General features: G+C 73.8%; 17 protein-coding genes. 7 read left to right on the top strand and 10 right to left on the bottom strand.

Going from position 1 to position 20636, the window contains the following annotated elements:
* Positions 1 to 58 precede the first annotated feature (58 nt).
* Complete coding sequence (locus ACZ6S5_RS24495; protein WP_466004089.1) at positions 59 to 829, top strand: class F sortase; 771 nt, start codon at positions 59 to 61, stop codon at positions 827 to 829.
* An 8-nt stretch (positions 830 to 837) separates the two neighbouring features.
* Here the strand turns inward: ACZ6S5_RS24495 and ACZ6S5_RS24500 are convergent, their stop codons facing one another.
* Complete coding sequence (locus tag ACZ6S5_RS24500; RefSeq protein ID WP_466004030.1) at positions 838 to 1377, bottom strand: HNH endonuclease; 540 nt, start codon at positions 1375 to 1377, stop codon at positions 838 to 840.
* A 306-nt stretch (positions 1378 to 1683) separates the two neighbouring features.
* Here ACZ6S5_RS24500 and ACZ6S5_RS24505 point away from each other — a divergent pair, with 306 nt between their 5' ends.
* From ACZ6S5_RS24505 to ACZ6S5_RS24515, 3 genes are all read left to right on the top strand, one after another.
* On the top strand, positions 1684 to 2748 hold the full coding sequence (locus ACZ6S5_RS24505; protein WP_466004091.1) for a mechanosensitive ion channel family protein: 1065 nt from the start codon (positions 1684 to 1686) through the stop codon (positions 2746 to 2748).
* Positions 2749 to 2989: 241 nt separating this feature from the next.
* Entirely contained in the window at positions 2990 to 4366 is a 1377-nt protein-coding gene (locus tag ACZ6S5_RS24510) for an MFS transporter (protein ID WP_466004092.1), read from the top strand.
* Between the two features lie 79 nt (positions 4367 to 4445).
* Positions 4446 to 4835 carry a globin gene (locus tag ACZ6S5_RS24515; protein ID WP_466004094.1) on the top strand — a complete coding sequence of 130 codons (390 nt, stop codon included), beginning with the start codon at positions 4446 to 4448 and terminating at the stop codon, positions 4833 to 4835.
* A 46-nt stretch (positions 4836 to 4881) separates the two neighbouring features.
* Here ACZ6S5_RS24515 and ACZ6S5_RS24520 read toward each other — a convergent pair whose 3' ends face one another.
* From ACZ6S5_RS24520 to ettA, 4 genes are all read right to left on the bottom strand, one after another.
* Positions 4882 to 5463 carry a type III secretion system chaperone family protein gene (locus ACZ6S5_RS24520; protein WP_466004032.1) on the bottom strand — a complete coding sequence of 194 codons (582 nt, stop codon included), beginning with the start codon at positions 5461 to 5463 and terminating at the stop codon, positions 4882 to 4884.
* A gap of 131 nt (positions 5464 to 5594) precedes the next feature.
* Positions 5595 to 6263: a DUF8185 domain-containing protein gene (locus ACZ6S5_RS24525; RefSeq protein ID WP_466004033.1), complete on the bottom strand. Its 669-nt coding sequence runs from the start codon at positions 6261 to 6263 to the stop codon at positions 5595 to 5597.
* A complete protein-coding gene (locus ACZ6S5_RS24530) occupies positions 6260 to 6721 on the bottom strand; it encodes an acyl-CoA thioesterase (protein ID WP_466004035.1) in 462 nt (153 codons plus the stop codon). The genes ACZ6S5_RS24525 and ACZ6S5_RS24530 overlap by 4 nt, the downstream gene beginning before the upstream one ends.
* A complete protein-coding gene (ettA, locus tag ACZ6S5_RS24535) occupies positions 6714 to 8390 on the bottom strand; it encodes an energy-dependent translational throttle protein EttA (RefSeq protein ID WP_466004036.1) in 1677 nt (558 codons plus the stop codon). The genes ACZ6S5_RS24530 and ettA overlap by 8 nt, the downstream gene beginning before the upstream one ends.
* A gap of 317 nt (positions 8391 to 8707) precedes the next feature.
* Here ettA and ACZ6S5_RS24540 point away from each other — a divergent pair, with 317 nt between their 5' ends.
* Entirely contained in the window at positions 8708 to 10111 is a 1404-nt protein-coding gene (locus tag ACZ6S5_RS24540) for an alpha,alpha-trehalose-phosphate synthase (UDP-forming) (RefSeq protein WP_466004038.1), read from the top strand.
* A 35-nt stretch (positions 10112 to 10146) separates the two neighbouring features.
* A complete protein-coding gene (gene otsB / locus ACZ6S5_RS24545) occupies positions 10147 to 12708 on the top strand; it encodes a trehalose-phosphatase (RefSeq protein ID WP_466004096.1) in 2562 nt (853 codons plus the stop codon).
* A gap of 132 nt (positions 12709 to 12840) precedes the next feature.
* Here the strand turns inward: otsB and cobA are convergent, their stop codons facing one another.
* Genes cobA through cobC form a run of 3 tightly spaced genes read right to left on the bottom strand, consistent with a single transcriptional unit; the run spans position 12841 to position 16261 of the window.
* Positions 12841 to 14052 carry a uroporphyrinogen-III C-methyltransferase gene (gene cobA / locus ACZ6S5_RS24550; protein WP_466004040.1) on the bottom strand — a complete coding sequence of 404 codons (1212 nt, stop codon included), beginning with the start codon at positions 14050 to 14052 and terminating at the stop codon, positions 12841 to 12843.
* Complete coding sequence (gene cobT / locus ACZ6S5_RS24555; RefSeq protein ID WP_466004098.1) at positions 14049 to 15119, bottom strand: nicotinate-nucleotide--dimethylbenzimidazole phosphoribosyltransferase; 1071 nt, start codon at positions 15117 to 15119, stop codon at positions 14049 to 14051. Before cobT ends, cobA begins: the two co-directional genes overlap by 4 nt.
* Positions 15119 to 16261 (bottom strand): Rv2231c family pyridoxal phosphate-dependent protein CobC, encoded by a 1143-nt coding sequence (gene cobC, locus ACZ6S5_RS24560; RefSeq protein WP_466004042.1) that lies wholly within the window; start codon positions 16259 to 16261, stop codon positions 15119 to 15121. The genes cobT and cobC overlap by 1 nt, the downstream gene beginning before the upstream one ends.
* Before the next feature lie 132 nt (positions 16262 to 16393).
* Here cobC and ACZ6S5_RS24565 point away from each other — a divergent pair, with 132 nt between their 5' ends.
* Complete coding sequence (locus tag ACZ6S5_RS24565; RefSeq protein WP_466004043.1) at positions 16394 to 18529, top strand: transglycosylase domain-containing protein; 2136 nt, start codon at positions 16394 to 16396, stop codon at positions 18527 to 18529.
* 152 nt (positions 18530 to 18681) lie between these two features.
* Here ACZ6S5_RS24565 and ACZ6S5_RS24570 read toward each other — a convergent pair whose 3' ends face one another.
* Together ACZ6S5_RS24570 and ACZ6S5_RS24575 are read right to left on the bottom strand one after the other, a co-directional pair.
* The gene (locus ACZ6S5_RS24570) at positions 18682 to 19251 is read right to left on the bottom strand and encodes a GNAT family N-acetyltransferase (RefSeq protein ID WP_466004045.1); all 570 of its coding nucleotides are present in this window, start codon (positions 19249 to 19251) and stop codon (positions 18682 to 18684) included.
* A complete protein-coding gene (locus ACZ6S5_RS24575; protein WP_466004047.1) occupies positions 19248 to 20615 on the bottom strand; it encodes a cobyrinate a,c-diamide synthase in 1368 nt (455 codons plus the stop codon). The genes ACZ6S5_RS24570 and ACZ6S5_RS24575 overlap by 4 nt, the downstream gene beginning before the upstream one ends.
* Positions 20616 to 20636 lie beyond the last annotated feature (21 nt).

A 20636-nucleotide genomic window follows, 5' to 3' on the forward strand; every position in this document is an offset into this window, starting at 1 on the left:
CGGTCGCGTACCCGGACCGGCGGACGGCGGGAGCGCCGGTCCGACCCGGGCGGGCCGGCTGCGCACCACCCTCCGGCTGGTGACCTCGGCGGTCCGCCGGTTCGCGCACGCCGCCGGCCACGCCTCCACCGCGAGCGTCGCCACCGCCGACGCGCCCACCCGCCCGGTCGCGGTCCGGCCCACCACCGCCGGCCGCTGGCGGTACGCCGCCCACCACGGCCCCGGCGCCCCGGTGCTGGTGGTCGCGACGCTGATGGTGCTGATCATGGCCATGCTCGGGGTGGAACGGGTGACCGGGGTCAGCGTGCTGCCCGACGGGCTGCTCCCCGGTCTGCAGCCGCCGCCGAAGAAGTTCCCGGTGCTCGCGGCGAGCGCCCCGACGGACATCTCGATCGGCAAGCTCGGCCTGCGGGCGCCGGTGCACCGGGTGGGCCTGGCCTCCGACGGCACCATCGCGGTGCCCCCGATCGAGAAGTCCGGCGAGGCCGGCTGGTACGACCAGGGGCCGACCCCGGGCCAGTACGGCCCGGCGGTGATCGTCGGCCACGTCGACACCACCACGGGCCCGGCCGTCTTCCACGATCTCAGAAAGCTCGACGACGGCGACCAGGTCGAGGTCACCCGGGAGGACCACTCGGTGGCGATCTTCGAGGTCACCTCGGTGCAGCGGTACGGCAAGGAGAAGCTGCCGGTGGACGAGGTCTACGGCGACTTCAGCCGACCGAACCTGCGCCTGATCACCTGCGGCGGCCGGTGGGTGGGCGGTGAGACCGGGTACGCGGACAACCTGGTGGTCTACGCATCGCTGGTGAAGGCGCGCGACGCGTGAGCCGCTGGTCAGGCCGCCTCGGGCTCCGATTCGCGCAGGTCGAGCCAGTCCGCCCAGCGCGGGTCCGGGGCCCGGTGGCCGAGCACCCGCCACGCCGTGCCCTTCGGGGCGGCCGGCATGATGTGCAGCCGCCAGCCCAGCTCAGCCGGGGTCTTGTCGCCCTTGGTGTGGTTGCAGCGGGCGCAGGCCGCCACCACGTTCTCCCAGGCGTGCCGCCCGCCCCGGCTGCGCGGGAAGACGTGGTCGATGGTCTCCGCCGGCCCTCGGCAGTAGGCGCAGCGCCAGCCGTCCCGGGCGAAGATCGCCCGGCGGGAGAGCCCGACGTGGGTCCGGTACGGCACCCGGACGTAGCGGGTCAACCGGACCACCGAGGGGACCGGGAGCACGTTGCGCGCACTGTGCAGGATGCCCTCGCCGTCGGCGACACAGACGGCCTTGGCGGAGAGCACGAGGATCGCGGCACGACGCACCGACACGACACACAGCGGCTCGTAGGTGGCGTTGAGAACCAGTGCACCGGAGCCCACCGTGGGTCGTATGTCAGGCATCGCGCGCTCACCCTCCCGGTCCAGCCGCTCCCGCCGCTGCCGCATCGGCGCCCGCCCCGCGGGCAGCGGGGAACGACACCGACGCCGGCCGGGATCACCGACGTCCGTTGCGCCAATCGTCCCTGATCGCGCCCCGGATTGCACGCACTAATCCGGGGTACCTCATGAAGCTTTCTCCGACCGTGGCACGATGACCGGTTCCGCCCGGGATGCTCACCGGCCGCCCGCTCCATGGCTGGGCAGTGGGTCAGCAGCCGGCGCCCAGCCGCCGTGCGGTACGAAAGCAGGGTGAGTGCCGCCAACCTGATGCTGCGCGCCCTGGCCGCCGCAGCGGATCCCAGCCCCAGCCCCAGCCCGAGCCCGATCCCGCTCCCCTCGGTCGACTGCCGCACCGACCTCTGGTGCAAGAGCGTCCTCGACATCACCGGATCGGTCTGGTTCGCCGAGGGCAGCTACTGGATCATCCTCAAGCCGCTGCGGATCATCCTGATCCTGCTGCTCGCGGCGGCCGCCCGCTGGGCGCTGCACCGCACGATCAACCGGCTGGTGCGGACCACCCACGACGGCGCGATGCCCACCCTGCTCCGGCCGCTGCGGGAACGGATCCCCAGCACCTCGCTCGACCCGGAGCAGTTCGTGCCCGAGCGCCGCCGGCAGCGCGCCGAGGCGATCGGCTCGGTGCTGCGCAGCATGGTCACCGCGTTCGTCTTCGGCATCGCGCTGCTGATGGTGCTGAAGGAGTTCAGCTTCGACCTGGCTCCGCTGCTGGCCAGCGCCGGGATCGCCGGCGTGGCTCTCGGCTTCGGCGCGCAGAGCCTGGTCAAGGATCTGATCGCCGGCCTGTTCATGCTGATCGAGGACCAGTACGGCGTCGGTGACACCGTCGACCTGGGCGAGGCGACCGGCGTGGTCGAGGCGGTGGGCCTGCGGGTCACCACGGTCCGGGACGGGCGCGGCGTGCTCTGGTACATCCGCAACGGCGAGATCGTCCGGGTCGGCAACAAGAGCCAGGGCTGGGCTCTGGTGGTGGTCGACCTGCCGATCGGCTTCGCCTCGACCGAGGAGGCCACCGCGGTGCTGCGTACGGCCGCGGCCTCGGTGGCGATGGACCCGGAGCTGGCGCCCCAGATCGTGGAGGAGCCGGACGTACTCGGCGTCGAACAGATCACGGTGGACGGGGCGGTGATCCGTACGGTGGTCAAGACGACCGCCGACGGGCAGTTCGCGGTCGGCCGCGAGCTGCGCCGGCGGCTGGCCGAGGCGCTGGAGAACTCGGGCATCACGGCCCGGATCGCGGCGGCCCGGCTCTATCCGGGGGTGCCGACCCGCGTTCCGACGCCGGGCGAGACCGGCACCGGCGGCGCGACCTGACGGGTGGCCACCCGGGACCGCTCGGACGATTTCGGGGGTCGCGCCCCGCGCGGCCCCTCGGGTATCGTCCGTTCGTTCAGTCGGAGATGCGACGATCAATCCGTTCGCCCTAGCCAGCTCTCAGACGATCGGGCAGAATCCGGTGCACATGCTCCCCCGGGAGCGTGCTCGTGTCCTCGCTGATCCGTAGATCTGACGACGGTCCCCGGTAGGGCCATCACGAGTGGCCGCACCGCGGACGATGGAGGCGACGGTGTCCGACGAGCGACCCGCCCCGGAGGGCCCGGCCACCTTTCGCGACGTTTTCGGCCAGGCCGAGTTCCGCACCCTCTTCGCGGCCAACGCCCTGTCCTGGGTCGGCGACTACGTCGCCAAGGCGGCCGTCACGGTGCTGGTCTACCGGCAGACCAACTCGGTCGCGCTCTCCGCGGCCGCGTTCGCGGCCAGCTACCTGCCCTGGTTGATCGGTGGCCCGCTGCTCGCCGCACTGGCCGAGCGGCACCGGTACCGCGAGGTCATGGCCGCCTGCGACCTGGTCCGGATGGCGCTGATGGTGCTCGTGGCGGTGCCCGGGACACCGCCTTGGGCGGTCCTCATCCTGATCTTCGCCGCCACGCTGGCCAATCCGCCGAGCCAGGCGGCGCGCTCCGCGGTGTCCCCGCAGATCCTCGACGGCGACCGGCTGGTGGTCGGCCTCTCCGTCATGGCGAGTGCCGGACAGGCCGCCCAGGTGGTCGGCTACCTGGTCGGCGCCGCGATCGCCGCGGTCAGCCCGGCCGCCGCCCTGCTGATCAACGCGGCCACGTTCGCGGCGTCGGCCGCCCTGGTCCGGTTCGGCCTGCGGGACCGGCCGCCCGCGATGACGGCCGCGCACCGCAGCCACCTGCTCCGGGAGACCGGCCAGGGTTTCCGGCTCGTCTTCGGCCAGCCGGTCCTGCGGGCGATCGCCGTGCTGGTGTTCAGCGCGATGCTGTTCTCCATCGTGCCGGAGGGCCTCGCCGCGGCCTGGGCCGCCGAGCGCGGTGGTGACCTCGGCAGCGGCACCGCCCAGGCGATCATCATGAGCGCCAACCCGGTCGGCTACGTGCTCGGCGGCCTGGTGGTCGGCCGGCTGGTCGGCCCGGCCCGACGGCTGGCGCTGATGCGCCCGCTGGCGGTGCTCGCCCCGGCGGTGCTGGTCCCCGCGCTGCTCGACCCGCCGCCGCTCGTGGTGGCGCTCCTCGCGGCGGCGTGCGGCTTCGCCGCCGCAGGCCTGCTGCCGGTGGCGAACGGCCTCTTCGTCCGCGCCCTGCCCGACGGCTACCGAGCCCGGGCGTTCGGCGTGATGGCCAGCGGGACGCAGGTCATCCAGGGCGCGGCGGTGCTGGCGACCGGGGCGCTCGCCGAGCGCTTCCCCATCCCGTTGGTGGTCGGCGCGTGGAGCGCGGCCGGCGTCGTGCTGATGCTCGCGGCGGCGCTCACCTGGCCGCGCCGGGAGACGGTGGACACGGCGATCGAGGCCCGGGCGCCGGCCGTACCCAGCATCCCCCGCCCGGCCTCGCCCGGCCGCGGTGCCGCCCCGGCGACCGCCGGGGAGCGGTCCGGGGACCGGAGCCGCCGCCGGCACGCGGTGACCTGAGCCGCACCCGGCCGGTGGGCGGGAGTCGGCCGCCGGCCGCACCTGGCAGGATGGAAGCGTGACTTCCCCAGGCGAGTCGATGACCCTCTTCGAGGCGATCGGCGGCGAACCGGCCTTCCGCAAGCTGGTGGACGAGTTCTACGCGGGCGTCGCCACCGACCCGCTGCTGCGGCCGATGTACCCGGAGGAGGACCTCGGCCCGGCGGCCGACCGGCTGACCCTCTTCCTCATGCAGTACTGGGGCGGCCCGCACACCTACTCGGACCAGCGCGGCCACCCCCGGCTGCGGATGCGGCACGCGCCCTTCCGGATCGGCGCGGCCGAGCGGGACGCCTGGCTGCACCACATGCGGCGGGCGGTGGACCGGTTGGACCTGCCACCCGAGATCGCCGGCGCGCTCTGGGACTACCTGGAACGGGCCGCGTACTTCATGGTCAACGTGGTGGAGGACCCGGCCGCCGGCGCCTGACGGCGCCGGCCACCGCGCCGCCGGGGCCCATGCCCCGGGCGGCGGCTCAGAGCAGGGCGCCCTCGTCGTGCAGCCAGTCCACGAAGCTGGTGGCCACTGCGGCGCCGCAGTCGAGCATCTCGACCAGCAGGGCGTCGTGGGCGCCGGCACCGAGCGGGACCTGGAGCTCCGCGTAGATCGGGAGCTGGCCGCGCTCGGTCGGGTCACCGATGTACGCCTTGCAGAACCGGCGGGTGTGGTTCCACTCGTTGACCACCCGGTAGGCCCGGTCCGCCCAGTCGGGCGGCACGGTCGCATGTGGCCGCGCGCGCATCACCAGGATCTCGTCGTCCGGTCCTTCGAGGGTGACCAGGACGGCGTGCCGCTCCCACATGGCCAGCAGATTTCCGTCGCCATCGGCCAGGTAGCGCACGTCGAGCAGGTCGAGCGCGTCGCAGACCCGACGGAGGGTGACCGGACCGACGGTGGCCGGCATGTCGGGGGCCACCGGCCGCTCGACGGCGGCGTCGTCCCCCGGCTGGCGGGGCGCCGGCGGCCCGCACCGGACGCCGTCATCCACTGTGATCCCGCTTCGAGTTTCCGGATCGCCGCCAACGGCGGGACCTGGGCGCCATGACCACCACGGCATCGCTCGCGCACCTCACTCCCCAGCGGATCCAATCGCCTACGGTGCGTTGGATCCGAGGATGGACGGTACCCGGACAGCCGGGTTGAGGCATCCCCCCAACGGACGCCCCAAACCGGAAGAATGACTGGGGGTCATCCGTTCGGACGGCCGATTGCGGGCGTCAGGCTGAACTCGGCAGCCTTCCGCGACCAGGCAGCCCCGTACGGTCCGACCAGGCCGACCCAACGGCCGGCGACCCTCACCTGGACGTCACCGGTGCCGAGAAAGCCCATCCGGACCAGGCCCTGGACCAGCCGCTGCGGCACCTCCACCGGGGCGTCCGGCGCGTCGTCCGGGGTGACCACCACCGCGACGTGGTCCAGCAGCGCGTCGCGCAGCGCCCGTTGCCCCACCGCCCGGCCCGCCACGCCGTGCGTGGCGGCCTCGCGCAGGGCCCCGGCCGCCGCCGCGGCGATCCGGCGGACGTCCTCGGCGGGCAGCGCCTCCACCGCCCGGCTCGCGGCCGGCGGCAGCGGCCAGCGCCACCCGTCGTCCCGGCGCCGGGGCAGCGCGCCCCCGGCCGCCTCCAGCTCGGCCAGCAGCTCCGCGCCGGCGACCGTGACGTCGCCCGGGGCCACCCCGGCGACCGTCCGGACCACCAGCACGTCCCACGGCAGCCGGGCCCAGAGGGTGGTACGTGCCGCGCCCGGCACCGGGCGCAGCCGGACCAGGGAGGCCGGGTCCAGTCGGACCAGCCGGGCCAGGAAGGCCCCCGCGTCGGCCACCCCGGCCAACCCGTGCCCCGCCGCCGGCCCGGTCACGGCGCTTCCCCGGTCCGCGCCGTCAGCCCCGGCGCGTAGCGGAGCAGGAAGGCCCGCTCCTCCGGGGAGATCCGGCGGGGCCGCTGCGCGGCCAGGTCGAACGGGACCAACACCGAGCGGGCGGTGCTGGCCAGCACGTCACCGTCGTATAGCTCGTAGGCGACGGTGAACGAGGCCGCCCGGAGCTGCTCCACCCACAGCTCGATCCGGACCGTGGGGGCCGCCTCCGCGGTGGCCCGCCCCAGCGCGTAGTCGACCGGGCGCAGGTAGTCGACCTCGTGCCGGCGGATGACCACCCCGTCGGCGAACGAGCCCACCCCCCACGCGCGGCCGCCGGCGAACATCAGCGCCACCCGCGCCTCCTCGTAGAGGGTGAGGAAGCGGGCGTTGTTGACGTGCCCGTACGCGTCCAGGTCGGACCAGCGCAGCGTGCAGTGGTAGACGAACCGGTCAGTCACGGGTGAGCTTGCGGTAGGTCACCCGGTGCGGACGGGCGGCCTCGGCGCCGAGCCGGTCGATCTTGTTCTTCTCGTACGCCTCGAAGTTGCCCTCGAACCAGAACCACTTCGACGGGTCCTGGTCGTCGCCCTCCCAGGCCAGGATGTGCGTGGCCACCCGGTCCAGGAACATCCGGTCGTGGGAGATGACCACGGCGCAGCCGGGGAACTCCAGCAGCGCGTTCTCCAGGCTGGAGAGGGTCTCCACGTCCAGGTCGTTGGTCGGCTCGTCGAGCAGGATCACGTTGCCGCCGATCTTGAGGGTCAGCGCCAGGTTGAGCCGGTTCCGCTCGCCACCGGAGAGCACCTTGGTCGGCTTCTGCTGGTCCGGACCCTTGAAGCCGAACGCGGCGATGTACGCCCGGGACGGCATCTCGACCTTGCCCACCATGAGGTGGTCCAGCCCGTCCGAGACCGTCTCCCAGACCGTCTTGTCGCCGGCCAGGCCGGCCCGGCTCTGGTCGACGTACGACAGCGAGACGGTGGGGCCGACCTTGACCTCGCCGCCGGTCGGCTGCTCCAGCCCGACGATGGTCTTGAACAGGGTGGTCTTGCCGACACCGTTCGGGCCGATGATGCCGACGATGCCGTTGCGCGGCAGCGAGAACGACAGGTTGTCGATCAGCAACCGCTCACCGAAGCCCTTGCTGAGGTCGTGCGCCTCGATGACGGTGCTGCCCAGGCGCGGGCCCGGCGGGATCTGGATCTCCTCGAAGTCCAGCTTCCGGGTCTTCTCCGCCTCGGCGGCCATCTCGTCGTAGCGGTCGAGTCGGGCCTTGGACTTGGTCTGCCGCGCCTTGGCGTTGGAGCGCACCCACTCCAGTTCCTCGGAGAGGCGCTTCTTCATCTTGGCGTCGCGGCGACCCTCGACGGCCAGCCGGGCGGCCTTCTTCTCCAGGTAGGTGGAGTAGTTGCCCTCGTACGGGTAGGCCCGGCCGCGGTCCAGCTCCAGGATCCAGTTGGCCACGTTGTCGAGGAAGTACCGGTCGTGGGTGATGGCGATCACGGTGCCGGCGTACTTGGCCAGGTGCTGCTCCAGCCACTGCACGCTCTCCGCGTCCAGGTGGTTGGTGGGCTCGTCGAGCAGCAGCAGGTCGGGCGCCTCCAGCAGCAGCTTGCACAGCGCCACCCGGCGGCGCTCACCACCGGAGAGCTGGGTCACGTCGGCGTCCGGCGGCGGGCAGCGCAGCGCGTCCATCGCCAGCTCGAGCTTGGAGTCGATGTCCCACGCGTCGGCGTGGTCCAACTCCTCCTGGAGCTTGCCCATCTCCTCCATCAGCTCGTCGGAGTAGTCCGTCGCCATCTGCTCGGCGATCTTGTTGAACCGCTCCAGCTTGGCCTTGGTCTCGGCGACCGCCTCCTCGACGTTGCCGAGGACGGTCTTGGCGTCGTTGAGCGCGGGCTCCTGCGCGAGCATGCCGACGGTGAAGCCGGGCATCAGCCGGGCCTCGCCGTTGCTCGGCCGGTCCCACCCTGCCATGATCTTGAGGAGGCTGGACTTACCGGCGCCGTTCGGACCGACCACACCGATCTTGGCCCCCGGCAGGAAGTTCAGCGTCACGTTGTCGAGCACGACCTTGTCGCCGTGCGCCTTGCGCGCCTTTTCCAGGACGTAGATGAACTGGGCCACGGTGCGGGCTACCTCCGTCGGTTGCGATCGCGAGCTTGCGGGGCGCGAGCGCGGGCGACGACCTCCACCCGCCGCCGGCCGGGAGCCGGCCGCGCGCACGCCATCATCAATCCTGACAGGTAAGCCCCGCTCCGCCCACATCACCCCGCCCCGGCGCCCCGGGCGTGCCGCGAGCGCGCCAGGGTGTAGACAAGATCACGATGAGGGTTCGGCGGATCTGGGGCGGGTACGTGACTCAGTCACGGGGCAACAGACGCCGCAGCTACGCTCAGTACGCTCATCGCGGTGGACCCGTCAGCACCCGGAGGTGGCCGATCGTGACCGTCCGTAGCTCCTTTGTCGTAGTGGCGAACCGACTGCCGGTCGACGAGGTGAGCACACCCGAGGGACGGCAGTGGCGGCGCAGCCCGGGCGGCCTGGTCACCGCGCTGCACCCGGTCCTCGCCGAGCACCAGGGCACCTGGGTCGGCTGGGCGGGCGGCACGGGCGCCGCTCCGGAGCCGTTCGACCTGGAGGGGATCCGGCTGCACCCGGTGCCGCTGAGCGCCGAGGAGCTGGAGCGCTACTACGAGGGCCAGTCCAACGCGACGATCTGGCCGCTCTACCACGACGCGGTGGAGACCCCGGCCTACAAGCGCCGCTGGCGCGAGGCGTACCGGCTGGTCAACGCCCGGTTCGCGGAGGCCGCGGCGGACGTGGCGGCCGAGGGCGCGACGGTCTGGGTGCAGGACTACCAGCTCCAGCTGGTCCCCGCGATGCTCCGCGAGCTGCGGCCGGACCTGCGGATCGGGTTCTTCCTGCACATCCCGTTCCCGCCGATCGAGCTGTTCATGCAGATGCCGTTCCGCACCGAGATCCTGCGCGGGCTGCTCGGCGCCGACCTGGTCGGCTTCCAGCAGCGGCTGGCCGCGCAGAACTTCGTCCGGCTGGCCCGCCACCTGCTCGGCCTGCGCTACGAGGGGCAGATGATCCAGGTCGACGGCCGGCAGGTGAAGGCCGGCGCGTTCCCCATCTCCATCGACACCAAGGAGATGGAGCGGATGGCCGCCGACCCGGCGGTCCAGGCCCGGGCCAAGCAGATTCGCGAGGAGCTGGGGAACCCGAGGACGATCATCCTGGGCGTCGATAGGCTGGACTACACCAAGGGCATCGAGCTCCGGCTCAAGGCCTTCCGGGAGCTCCTCGCTGACGGAAAGTTGACAGTTCCCGACGCGGTCATGGTGCAGGTGGCCACCCCGAGCCGTGAGCGGGTGGAGCACTACCAGGCACTTCGGGTGAAGGTCGAGCGCGAGGTCGGCCGGATTAATGGTGAATTCGGACGGGTCGGCGTGCCGGCGGTGCATTATCTGCATCAGTCGTACAGTCGCTCCGAACTTGCCGCGATGTACGTCGCGGCAGACGTGATGATGGTGACCCCGCTGCGAGACGGAATGAATCTGGTGGCCAAGGAGTACGTCGCATCGCGCGCCGACCAGGGCGGCGCGCTCGTGCTCAGTGAGTTCGCCGGCGCCGCGACCGAGCTGCGCCAGGCGTTTCTGTGCAACCCGCACGACCCCGACGCGGTGAAGGACGCGCTGCTGCGCGCCGTGCACGTCGAGAGACCCGAGGCCCGCCGCCGGATGCGGATAATGCAGCGCCACCTGCGCACCCACGACGTGGGGCACTGGGCCAAGTCCTTCCTGACCGAACTCGGCGTCCCCGATGCGGAGGCCGCCGCGTGACCTCCCCCGCCACCGCCACCCCGCACGGCGGGGTGATGGATCCCGAGCTCCGTGCCGCGATCGGCCGGATCGCCCGCGTCCCGCAACTCCTGGTCGCCTGCGACTACGACGGCACCCTCGCCCCGATCGTCGAGGACCCGAGCAAGGCCGTACCGCTGCCCGAGTCGGTGGCCGCGGTGCGCGCGCTGGCCTCGCTGCCGCAGACGAGCGTCGCCGTGGTCTCCGGCCGCGCGCTGCGCGACCTGGCCGCGCTCTCCCGGCTGCCCAGCGAGGTCCACCTGGTCGGCAGCCACGGTTCCGAGTTCGACATCGGCTTCGTCGAGCGGCTCACCCCCGAGCTGATCGCGGTGCGGACCCGGCTGCGGGACACGCTCCGCGAGATCGCCGCGGCCCACCCCGGGGTACGGCTGGAGCGCAAGCCGGCGAGCGTCGCCGTGCACACCCGCGGGGTGGACCCGCAGATCGCCGCGTCCGCCGTCGAGGCGGTCCGCAGCGGCCCGGCGACCTGGGACGACGTCACGGTCACCCAGGGCAAGGAGGTCATCGAGCTGTCGGTGGTCGCCACCCACAAGGGCACCGCCGTCGACCAGCTCCGGACCCAGCTCGCCGCCAGCGCGGTGCTCTTCATCGGCGACGACGTCACCGACGAGAACGCCTTCGGCAACCTGCACGGCCCGGACGTCGGCATCAAGATCGGCCCGGGGGACACCCAGGCCGACTACCGGGTGGCCGAGCCGATCGAGGCGGCCCGGGCGCTCGGCCTGCTGCTGGAGACCCGCCGGCACTGGCTCTTCGGCGAGCGGGCGGTGCCCATCGAGCGGCACTCGATGCTGGCCAACGGGCGGACCGTCGCGCTGGTCACCCCGGAGGCCAAGATCACCTGGCTCTGCCACCCGAAGCCCGACTCGGCGGCGATCTTCGCCGACCTGGTCGGCGGCAGCCCGGCCGGGCACTTCACCGTCGGCCCGCAGCGCGGCGGCATCCCGCTCGGCCAGCGGTACCGCAGCGGCACGATGACCGTGGAGACCCGCTGGTCCGGGCTCACCGTCACCGACTGGCTGGACCTGCCGGCCCGGGAGACCACCCCGGACGGCGAGGCGGTCGTGACCGGCGACTCGACCCTGGTACGGGTGCTCAGCGGCACCGGCCGGGCCCGGATCGAGTTCGCCCCGCGCCCCGAGTTCGGCCAGGTCCAGGTGCAGCTCCAGCCGCTCGACGACGGGCTGCTGGTGCTCGGCTCCAACGAGCCGGTCGCGCTCTACTCCCCCGGGGTCACCTGGGACGTCACCAACGACGGCGGGTACGAGTCCGCCAAGGCGGTGGTGGACCTCTCGGCCGCCGGTGGTCAGGTGGCGCTGGAGCTGCGCTTCGGCACGCAGAGCCTGGAGCACCACCACGTGCCGGTCCACGAGCGGCAGACCTCGGCCGAGCAGCCGTGGAAGGACTGGGTGGCCGGGCTGCGGCTGCCCGGCACCGCCCGCGACCTGGTGGCCCGCAGCGCGCTCACCCTGCGCGGGCTCTGCCACGAGGCGACCGGCTCGATCCTGGCCGCGGCGACCACCTCGCTCCCCGAGGAGCTGGGCGGCGTGCGGAACTGGGACTACCGCTACTGCTGGCTGCGCGACGCGGCGATGACCGCGCGGGCCCTGGTCGACCTCGGCTCCACCGAGGAGGCGGAGGGGCTGCTGCGCTGGATCGACGGCGTGGTCGAGCGGACCGGCGGGCACCCCGAGCGGCTGCACCCGCTCTACACCGTCGACGGCTATGAGCTGGGCGCCGAGGCGGTCATCGACACCCTGCCCGGGTATGCCGGCTCCCGGCCGGTCCGGGTCGGCAACCTCGCCAACCACCAGCTCCAGCTCGACGTCTTCGGCCCGATCGCGGACCTGATCGCCGCGGTGGCCGACGCCCGGGGCTCGGTCCGCGACGACGAGTGGCGGGTGCTGGAGAACATGGTCGAGGCGGTCCGCCGCCGCTGGCACGAGCCCGACCACGGCATCTGGGAGGCCCGCCTCACCCCGCGGCACCACATCTTCTCCAAGGTCATGTGCTGGATGACCGTCGACCGGGCGCTGCACGTGGTGCGGCAGCACGGGCACGAGGACCGGCCGGAGTGGGTGGAGCTGCGCGACCGGATCGGGTCCAACGTGCTGGAGCACGGCTGGCACTCCGACGCCGAGGCCTACAGCGTCGCGTACGGGCACGACGAGATGGACGCCTCGTCGCTCTGGATCGGCATCTCGGGGCTGCTCCCCGGGGACGACCCGCGCTTCCTGTCGACGGTGCTGAAGATCGAGGCGGAGCTGCGCAGCGGCCCGGTCGTCTACCGGTACCACTGGGACGACGGCCTGCCCGGCCGGGAGGGCGGCTTCCACATCTGCACGTCGTGGCTGATCGAGGCGTACCTGCGCACCGGCCGGCGGACCGACGCGGAGGAGCTGTTCGCCCAGATGATCGACACGGCGGGCCCGACCGGGCTGCTCCCCGAGCAGTACGACCCGCTGGCCGAGCGCGGCCTGGGCAACCACCCGCAGGCCTACAGCCACCTCGGCCTGATCCGTTGCGCCCTGCTGCTGGACAACATGCTCAAGCAGTGACCTGACCGGCAGGCGACGGCGGCCCGGGACCCCCACGGTCCCGGGCCGCGCTGCGTTGTCCGCGCGCCGGTGTGCGGCAAGTCGGCCTTGTCCGGGCCCGGGAAGCGCCGACCTGCCGCAACCCGGTGCCGATCAAGCGGTGAGGGCGTGGACCACGTCGCCGATGACGACGATGGCGGGCGGGCGGAGCGCGGCGGCGGACACGTCGGCGGCCACCTGACCCAGCGTCGACCGCAGCGTGCGCTGCCCGGCGGTCGTCCCCTCCTGCACCACGGCCGCCGGAGTGTCCGCCGGCTTGCCGTGCGCGACCAGTGTCGCGCTGATCGCGGCGAGGTTCTTCAGGCCCATCAGGATCACCAGGGTGCCGCGCAGGCCGGCGAGCGACTCCCAGCGGACCAGCGAGGCCGGCGAGTCGGGCGCCACGTGCCCGGAGACCACGGTGAACTCGTGCGCGACCGCCCGGTGGGTCACCGGCACCCCGGCCGCTGCGGGTACGGCGATCGCGCTGGTCACCCCGGGCACCACGGCCACCGGGACGCCCGCCTCGGCGCAGGCCAGCAGCTCCTCCCCACCCCGGCCGAAGACGTACGGGTCGCCGCCCTTGAGCCGTACCACGGCCTTGCCGGCCAGGGCGCGGTCCACCAGGATCCGGTTGATCTCCTCCTGCGCGCGGGACGGCCCGTACGGGATCTTCGAGGCGTCGACCAGCTCGACGTCGGGACGCAGCTCGTCGAGGAGCAGCCCGGGGACGAGCCGGTCGGCGACCACCACCTCGGCCTCGGTGAGCAGCCGCCAGCCCTTCAGCGTGATCAGCTCGGGATCGCCCGGTCCGGCCCCCACGAGCGCCACCCGGCCGGGCGCGCCGCTGGTCCCGGCGGCGGGCCGGTCAGGGCGCGCGCCGAGCAGGTCGCGGATCGCGTCGCGGACGGTCATCGCGCGGCGGGGGTCGCCGCCGCCGAGCACGGCGACGGTGACCGGGCCGTGCCGGGTGACCGCCGGGGTCCACGCGGTGGCGGCCGCCCGGTCGTCGGCCCGTACGCAGAAGATCCGGCGCTCGGCGGCGGCGGCGCTGACCGCGGCCGCGGCGGCCCGGTCGTCCACCGCGACCTGGACCAGCCAGGCCCCGTCCAGGTCGTCGGGGGCGAACCGGCGCGGCTCCCAGTGCAGCCGACCGGCGTCGACGTGGGCGCGCAGCGCCGGGGTCAGCTCCGGCGACACCAGCAGCACGTCCGCGCCGGCGTCGAGCAGCGCGGGCACCCGCCGGGTGGCCACCGCTCCCCCGCCCACCACGACCACCCGCCGGCCCGCCAGCCGCAGCCCGAGGGGGTACGGATTGGTGTTCACTTCTCGGCCACTCCCGCCGAGTCGAAGGTGGCCACCTCGTGCAGCACCCGGACCGCGCCGGTGACCACCGGGAGCGCGAGCAGCGCGCCGGTACCCTCGCCCAGGCGCAGCCCGAGATCGATCAGCGGGTCGAGGCCGAGGTGCCGCAGCGCCGCCGTGGCACCCGGCTCCGCCGAGCGGTGCCCGGCGACCATCGCCCCCACCGCGTCCGGGGCGAACGCGGCGGCGGCGAGCGCGGCGCTGACCGCGATCACCCCGTCCAGCAGCACCGGCACCCGGCGGGCCGCGGCGCCCAGGATCAGCCCGCACAGCGCGGCGTGCTCCAGCCCGCCGACGGCGGCCAGCACGCCCAGCGGGTCGGCCGGGTCGGGGGCGTGCCGGTCCAGCGCCGCCCGCACCACGTCGACCTTGCGGGCGTACGTCTCGTCGTCCACCCCGGTGCCGCGCCCGGTCGCCTCGGCCGGGTCGACGCCGGTGAACGCGGCGATCAGCGCGGCGGCCGGGGTGGTGTTGCCGATGCCCATGTCCCCGGTGAGCAGGATCCCGGCGCCGCCGTCGACCAGTTCCCCGGCCACCCGGATGCCGGTCTCCACGGCCGTCCGTGCCTCGTCGCGGGTGAGCGCGGCGGTCACCGTCAGATCCCGGGTGCCGGGCCGCACGTTCGCGGCGACCAGGCGGGGACCGGCCAGATCCGTACCCCCGTCCACCGGCAGCGGGGTGGCCACGCCGACGTCCACCACGGTGACCGAGGCGCCGGCCTGCCGGGCGAACGCGTTGACCACCGCGCCGCCGGCCAGGAAGTTCCCGATCATCTGCGCGGTGACCTCCTGCGGCCAGGGCGTGACGCCCTGGGCGTGCACGCCGTGGTCGCCCGCGAAGATCGCCACCGCGGCCGGCTCGGGCAGCGGCGGCGGGCAGTGCCCGGCCAGCCCGGCGAGGCGGACCGAGAGCGGCTCCAGGGCGCCGAGCGAGCCGGCGGGCTTGGTCAGCCGGCCCTGCAGTTCGCGGGCGGCCGCCATGGCGGCCTCGTCGAGCGGACGGATCGCCGCGACGGTGGACTCCAACATCATGCCTCCAGGATCTCCGCCAGCACGTCGGTGAACGCGTCGGTCGTCGCCGGATCGCGCACCGCGATCCGCAGCCAGTCCGGGCCGAGCCCGGGGAAGGTGTCGCCCCGGCGTACCGCCCAGCCGCGCTCGCGCAGCCGCTCCCGTACGGCGGCGGCACCGGGCAGGTGGACCAGGACGAAGGCGCTGGCCGGGCGGCCCGCGACGCGTACGCCGGGCAGGCCGGCGAGGCGGGTCACCAGGTGCTCGCGGTCGGCGGCGAGGCCGGCGGCGATGGCGCGCTCGGCCGCGACGGCGGCCGGGGTCGCGCACGCGGCCGCGGCGGCGAGCGCCGGGGTGGAGACCGCCCAGAGCGGCTGGGCCGCGGCGCACCGGGCGAGCAGTTCCGCGTCGCCGAGCAGGTAGCCGACCCGCAGCCCGGCCAGCCCCCAGGTCTTGGTGAGGCTGCGCACCACCACGAGGCCGGGCAGGTCGCGGCGGCCGGCAAGGGACTCGGGCTCGCCGTCGACGCCGTCGGCGAGCGTGGTGTCGGCGAACGCCTCGTCGACCACCAGCACCCGGCCGGGGCGGGCCAGCGCGGCGAGCGCCTGGGCGGGGTGCAGCACCGAGGTGGGGTTGGTGGGGTTGCCGATCATCACCAGGTCGGCGTCGGCGGGCACCCGGGCCGGGTCGAGCCGGAACCCCTCGGCCGGGTCCAGCAGCACCCGCTCGACGGCGTGGCCGGCCGCCCGCAGGGCGGCCTCCGGCTCGGTGAACTGCGGGTGCACCACCACCGGCCGCCGGACGTCCCGCAGCGCCCGGGCGAGCAGCACGAAGCCCTCGGCGGCGCCGGCGGTGAGGAGTACCTCCTCCGGGGGTCGCCCGTGCCGGTGAGCGACGGCGGCCCGGGCCGGTCCGGGGTCCGGATACGCGGCGAGCCGACCCAGGGCGGCGACCAGCGGATCGGCCAGCCAGTCGGGCATCGGGGCGCGGCGGACGTTGACCGCCAGGTCGACCAGGCCGGGGGTGGCCTCGACGTCCCCGTGGTGCCCGAGGTCGGGCTCGACGGCTCCAGGTCGCAGCGCGGCGTCCGACGCGCCGAGCTGGAGTTGTCGTACGTCCGGCGTGGCGGCCGGCGCGGTCCCGGTGAGCTGAGCGCGCATGTCCGCGATCCTGCCGGGAAGCCGCCGCCCGGGACAGCGCATCCCGGCGTGGGCCGCGTCACCACCCCTGCCCCGCTCGCCCGTTTATGAATTCTTCTCATTTCCGAATCGGAAATGTCATAGCTTGACCTCGTGAGCAACCGACCCCTTGCCTCCGCTGGTCGTGCCATTCCTCTCCTCCGCACCGGGCTGATCGCCGGCATCGTGGTCGCGGCCGCGGCGTACCCGCTGGCCGCCCTCACCGGCATCGGCGCCAAGGCCACCGCGCACGCAGTGGAGCAGAAGACCGACATCCTGAAGACGGCGCTACCCGCCGAGACCTCGTACCTCTACGCGCCGGACGGCAAGACCGTGCTGACGATGTTCTACGAGGAGTATCGGCAGTACACCAAGATCGAGGACATCTCGCCAAACGTCCAGCAGGCGATCGTCGCCGCCGAGGACAACCGCTTCTACCAGCACCACGGCGTCGACCCGAAGGGCGTGGCCCGCGCCTTCGTGTCCAACGCCCGGTCCGGCGGCGTCTCCCAGGGCGCCTCGACGCTGACCATGCAGTACGTCCGGATGGCCCTGCGGGACAGCGCCAAGACGCCGAAGGAGGTCCAGGAGGCCACCCAGCAGACCAGCCTGCGCAAGGTCAAGGAGATGCGCATGGCGCTGGAGATCGAGAAGCATCTCAGCAAGGAACAGGTCCTGGAGCGCTACCTCAACTCGGCCTACTTCGGCCACCGGGCGTACGGCATCTACGCGGCCTCGCAGATCTTCTTCTCCAAGACCCCGGCCACCCTCAGCCCGGTCGAAGCGGCCACCCTCGCCGGCCTGGTCAAGTCCCCGTCGGAGTACGACCCGATCACCTCCGACCAGAAGGACGCCACCGGGCGGCGCAACTACGTGCTCGACAACATGGCCCGCCTCGGCTACCTGTCGCCGGACGCCGTCGCCCAGGCCAAGGCCGAGCCGATCAAGCTGCGGCTGACCGACCCGCCGAACGACTGCGCCTCGATGGAACCGAAGTACCGGCCGAGCTGGGGCTTCTACTGCGACTACCTGAAGAACTGGTGGAGCACCCAGCCCGCGTTCGGGAGCAACCGGCTGGAACGGATGGACAAGCTGCGCCGCGGCGGCTACCGCATCGTGCTCGCCCTCGACCCGAAGATCCAGGCGGCTGCGGAGAAGAACGTGGGCGCCAAGGACGCCACGGGCAGCCCGTACGCCAACGGCATCGTGGTGGCCGAACCGGGCACCGGACGGATCAAGGCGATGGCGGTGAACCGGACCTACTCACTGGACCTGAGCGAGAACCCGAACAGCTCCAACCCGGAGGCCGGCCCGAAGGTCAAGGCGAACTATCCGAACACGGTCGCGCCGTTGCTCGGCGGGGGCACACTCCCCGGGTACCAGGCCGGATCGACGTTCAAGATGTTCACGATGCTCGCCGCGCTCAACTCCGGGACGAAGCTCTCCGACACCATCAACTCGCCGTTCAAGTACCAGTCGGTCGTCTACGACGGGTGGGCCCCGGTCAACGCCAGCGGCGCGATGACCGGCGTGCAGACCATGTGGTCCGGCTTCGGCAAGTCGGTGAACACCTTCTTCGTCCAGCTGGAGGAGAAGGTCGGCGCGGAGAAGGGCGTGCGCCTGGCCGAGCAGCTCGGGCTGCGCTGGCGTACCGACGTGGACCGCGAGCACGCCGGGCCGGACAAGGCGAACAAGTGGGGCGCGTTCACCCTGGGCGTCTCCGACGCCACTCCCCTGGAGATGGCGAACGCGTACGCCGCGGTCTCGGCCGACGGGCGGTACTGCGAGGCCATCCCGGTCAACTCGATCATGAACCGGGACGGCACGCCGGCGATGTACACGACCGCCGGCGGGGTGGAGCGGGAGGTCGCCAAGCCGCGCTGCCGGCAGGTGGTCAGCGCGGACGCCGCCCGGGCGGCCACCGACGCGGCCCGCTGCCCGACCGGCGACACCCCGGCCAAGGGGGGCTGCGGCGGCTGGTCGACCGCCGACAGCGTCCGGGGCACGGTCGGCCGCCCGGTGGCCGGCAAGACGGGTACCACGGACAGCACCCGGTCCGCCTGGTTCGTCGGCTACACCCCGGAACTGGCGGCGGCGAGCTTCATCGCCGACCCGGACAACCCGTTCAACGCCGTCGGTGACGGGTTGTCCCAGGTTCCCGTCGACGCGGTGGCGACGACCCTGCGCGACGCGCTCAAGGGCCAGCCCGTCCGGCAGTTCACCCCGCCGTCCGACCAGATCGTCGGCTGACCGTTCCCGATCCATCCACCCTGGACCGCCCGGGGGTGCGCCCGGGTTGTTTGATCAAGAGGTTTGCGCGCGGAATCGCTCGATTCGCGACGCAAACCTCTTGATCGACTCTGCGGGGTGCGGGCGGTGGACGGCGGGTCGGGGGGCGGCAGTCAGCGCAGGTCGGCCGCGACGAACGACCAGAGTTCGAGGTCGACCCGGGCGCCCCGGACGAAGCCGGCGTTACGCAGCAGGCCCTCGTAGCTGAAGCCGGCCTTCTCGGCCACCCGCCGGGAGGCCACGTTCCCCGGCGCGACCCGCAGCTCGACCCGCTGGAACCCGTGCTCCAGAAGCAGCGCGATGGCCACCGCGTCCACCGCCTCGGCGGCCAGGCCGAACCCGCGGGCGTGCGGGGCGAGCGCGTAGGAGATCTCGGTCAGCCGGGCGCCCCAGTCGGTGCGCCGGGTCCAGAGGCAGCCGACCACCCGCTGGTCCTCCCGGCGGACCAGCCCGTAGTGGTCGCCGTCGCCGCTGTCCCGGCGCTGGCGGGCCAGCTCGGTGCACCAGGCCCGCCCCTCGATCTGCCCCGACGCGTCGGCCAGCGGCAGCCAGCGCTGGGTCTGCCGGTCGGCGAACACCTCGTCCACCGCCTCGGCGTCCGCCGCCGCCAGCGGGCGTACCTCGGTGCGCGGGGTGGAGACGGTCAGCGCCGGGAAGCGGCGGACCGCCACCTGCCCGATCACGCGGGGGCCTCCGCGGGGGCCCCGGCCGCCGCGACCAGCCGGGCCGCGACCTCCGGGTACGCGGTCCAGTGCGGGACGAGCTGCGAGGCGTGCACGCCCCGCCAGACGAAGCCCTCCGGCGTGCCCCCCGGCCAGCTCCACGCCGCCCGCTCGCCGGCCCGGGGGGTGAGCACGGCGGCGTGCTGCTTGTGCCCGACCACCGTGGCGCCGGCCGGGGCCACCACGCTGTCGCTCACGGCGGTCGCCTCCCGATAGCCGATCACCAGGCCGTCCCGGCTCGTGCCGATCGCGTCCAGCACCCCACACATCGGCAGCCCGTCCAGCTCCCGGGCCAGCCAGAGCAGGCCGGCCCCCTCGGCGATCACCGGCCGCCCGGTGCGGGCCAGCTCGGCCACCGCGATGCAGAGCCGGCGGTTGGCGGAGAGCCGGTTCGCGTACGCCTCGGGGAGCCCCCCGCCGACGACCAGCGCCCGGGTCCCGGCGGGCAGCGCCTCGTCGCGCAGCGGGTCGACGGTGACCACCTCGGCCCCCGCGGCGCGCAGCAACTCCTCGGTCTCGGGGTGGCTGTAGCTGCCGCCCGGGCCGCCCGCCAGCGCGACCACCGGCCGCTCCCCGGTCGATGGCGCGGCGGCCGGGGCCGGTGACCACGGCTCGACCGTCAACGCCGGGGCGGAGCGGGCCAGCCCCAACAATCGGTCCAGGTCGACCGTGGCGGCGACCGCCTCGCCGAGGCGGCGCACCGCGCGCAGCGCCTCGCCGTCCCGCTGGACCACCGGGACCATCCCGTGCCGGCGGTCGGGGAGCACCGGGGGCAGCTCGTGCCGGCGCAGCGCGCCGTAGACCGGCACCCCGACGTCGTCCAGCGCCTCGCGCAGCATCGCCTCGTGCCGGGGCGACGCCACCCGGTTGAGGATCACTCCGCCCAGCCACAGCTGCTCGTCGTACGCCCGGAAGCCGTGCACCAGGGCGGCCACCGACTGGCCCATCGCGGCCACGTCCACCACCAGCACCACCGGGCTGCGCAGCGCGGTGGCGACGGCGGCGGTGGACTCGGTCTCCGGGCGGCCGGCGACCGAGTCGTAGAGGCCCATGGTGCCCTGCACCAGCGCGAAGGCGGCACCGGCCGCGCCGTGCGCGAAGAGCGGCGCGACCCGCTCCGGGCCGACCAGCCGGGGGTCCAGGTTGCGCCCCGGGCGGCCGCCGGCCAGCCCCAGGTACGCCGCGTCCACCTGGTCCGGCCCGACCTTGGCGCCGGCCACATCCAGCCCCCGGTCGGCGAGGGCCGCGAGCAGCCCGAGGGCGAGGGCACCGGTGCCGTGCCCCGAGGAGGGCGCGCTGAGCACGACGCGCGGCACGAGGGTCATCATCGACTCCTGGACTGGGGT

Source organism: Micromonospora sp. NPDC051924 (assembly GCF_055586005.1).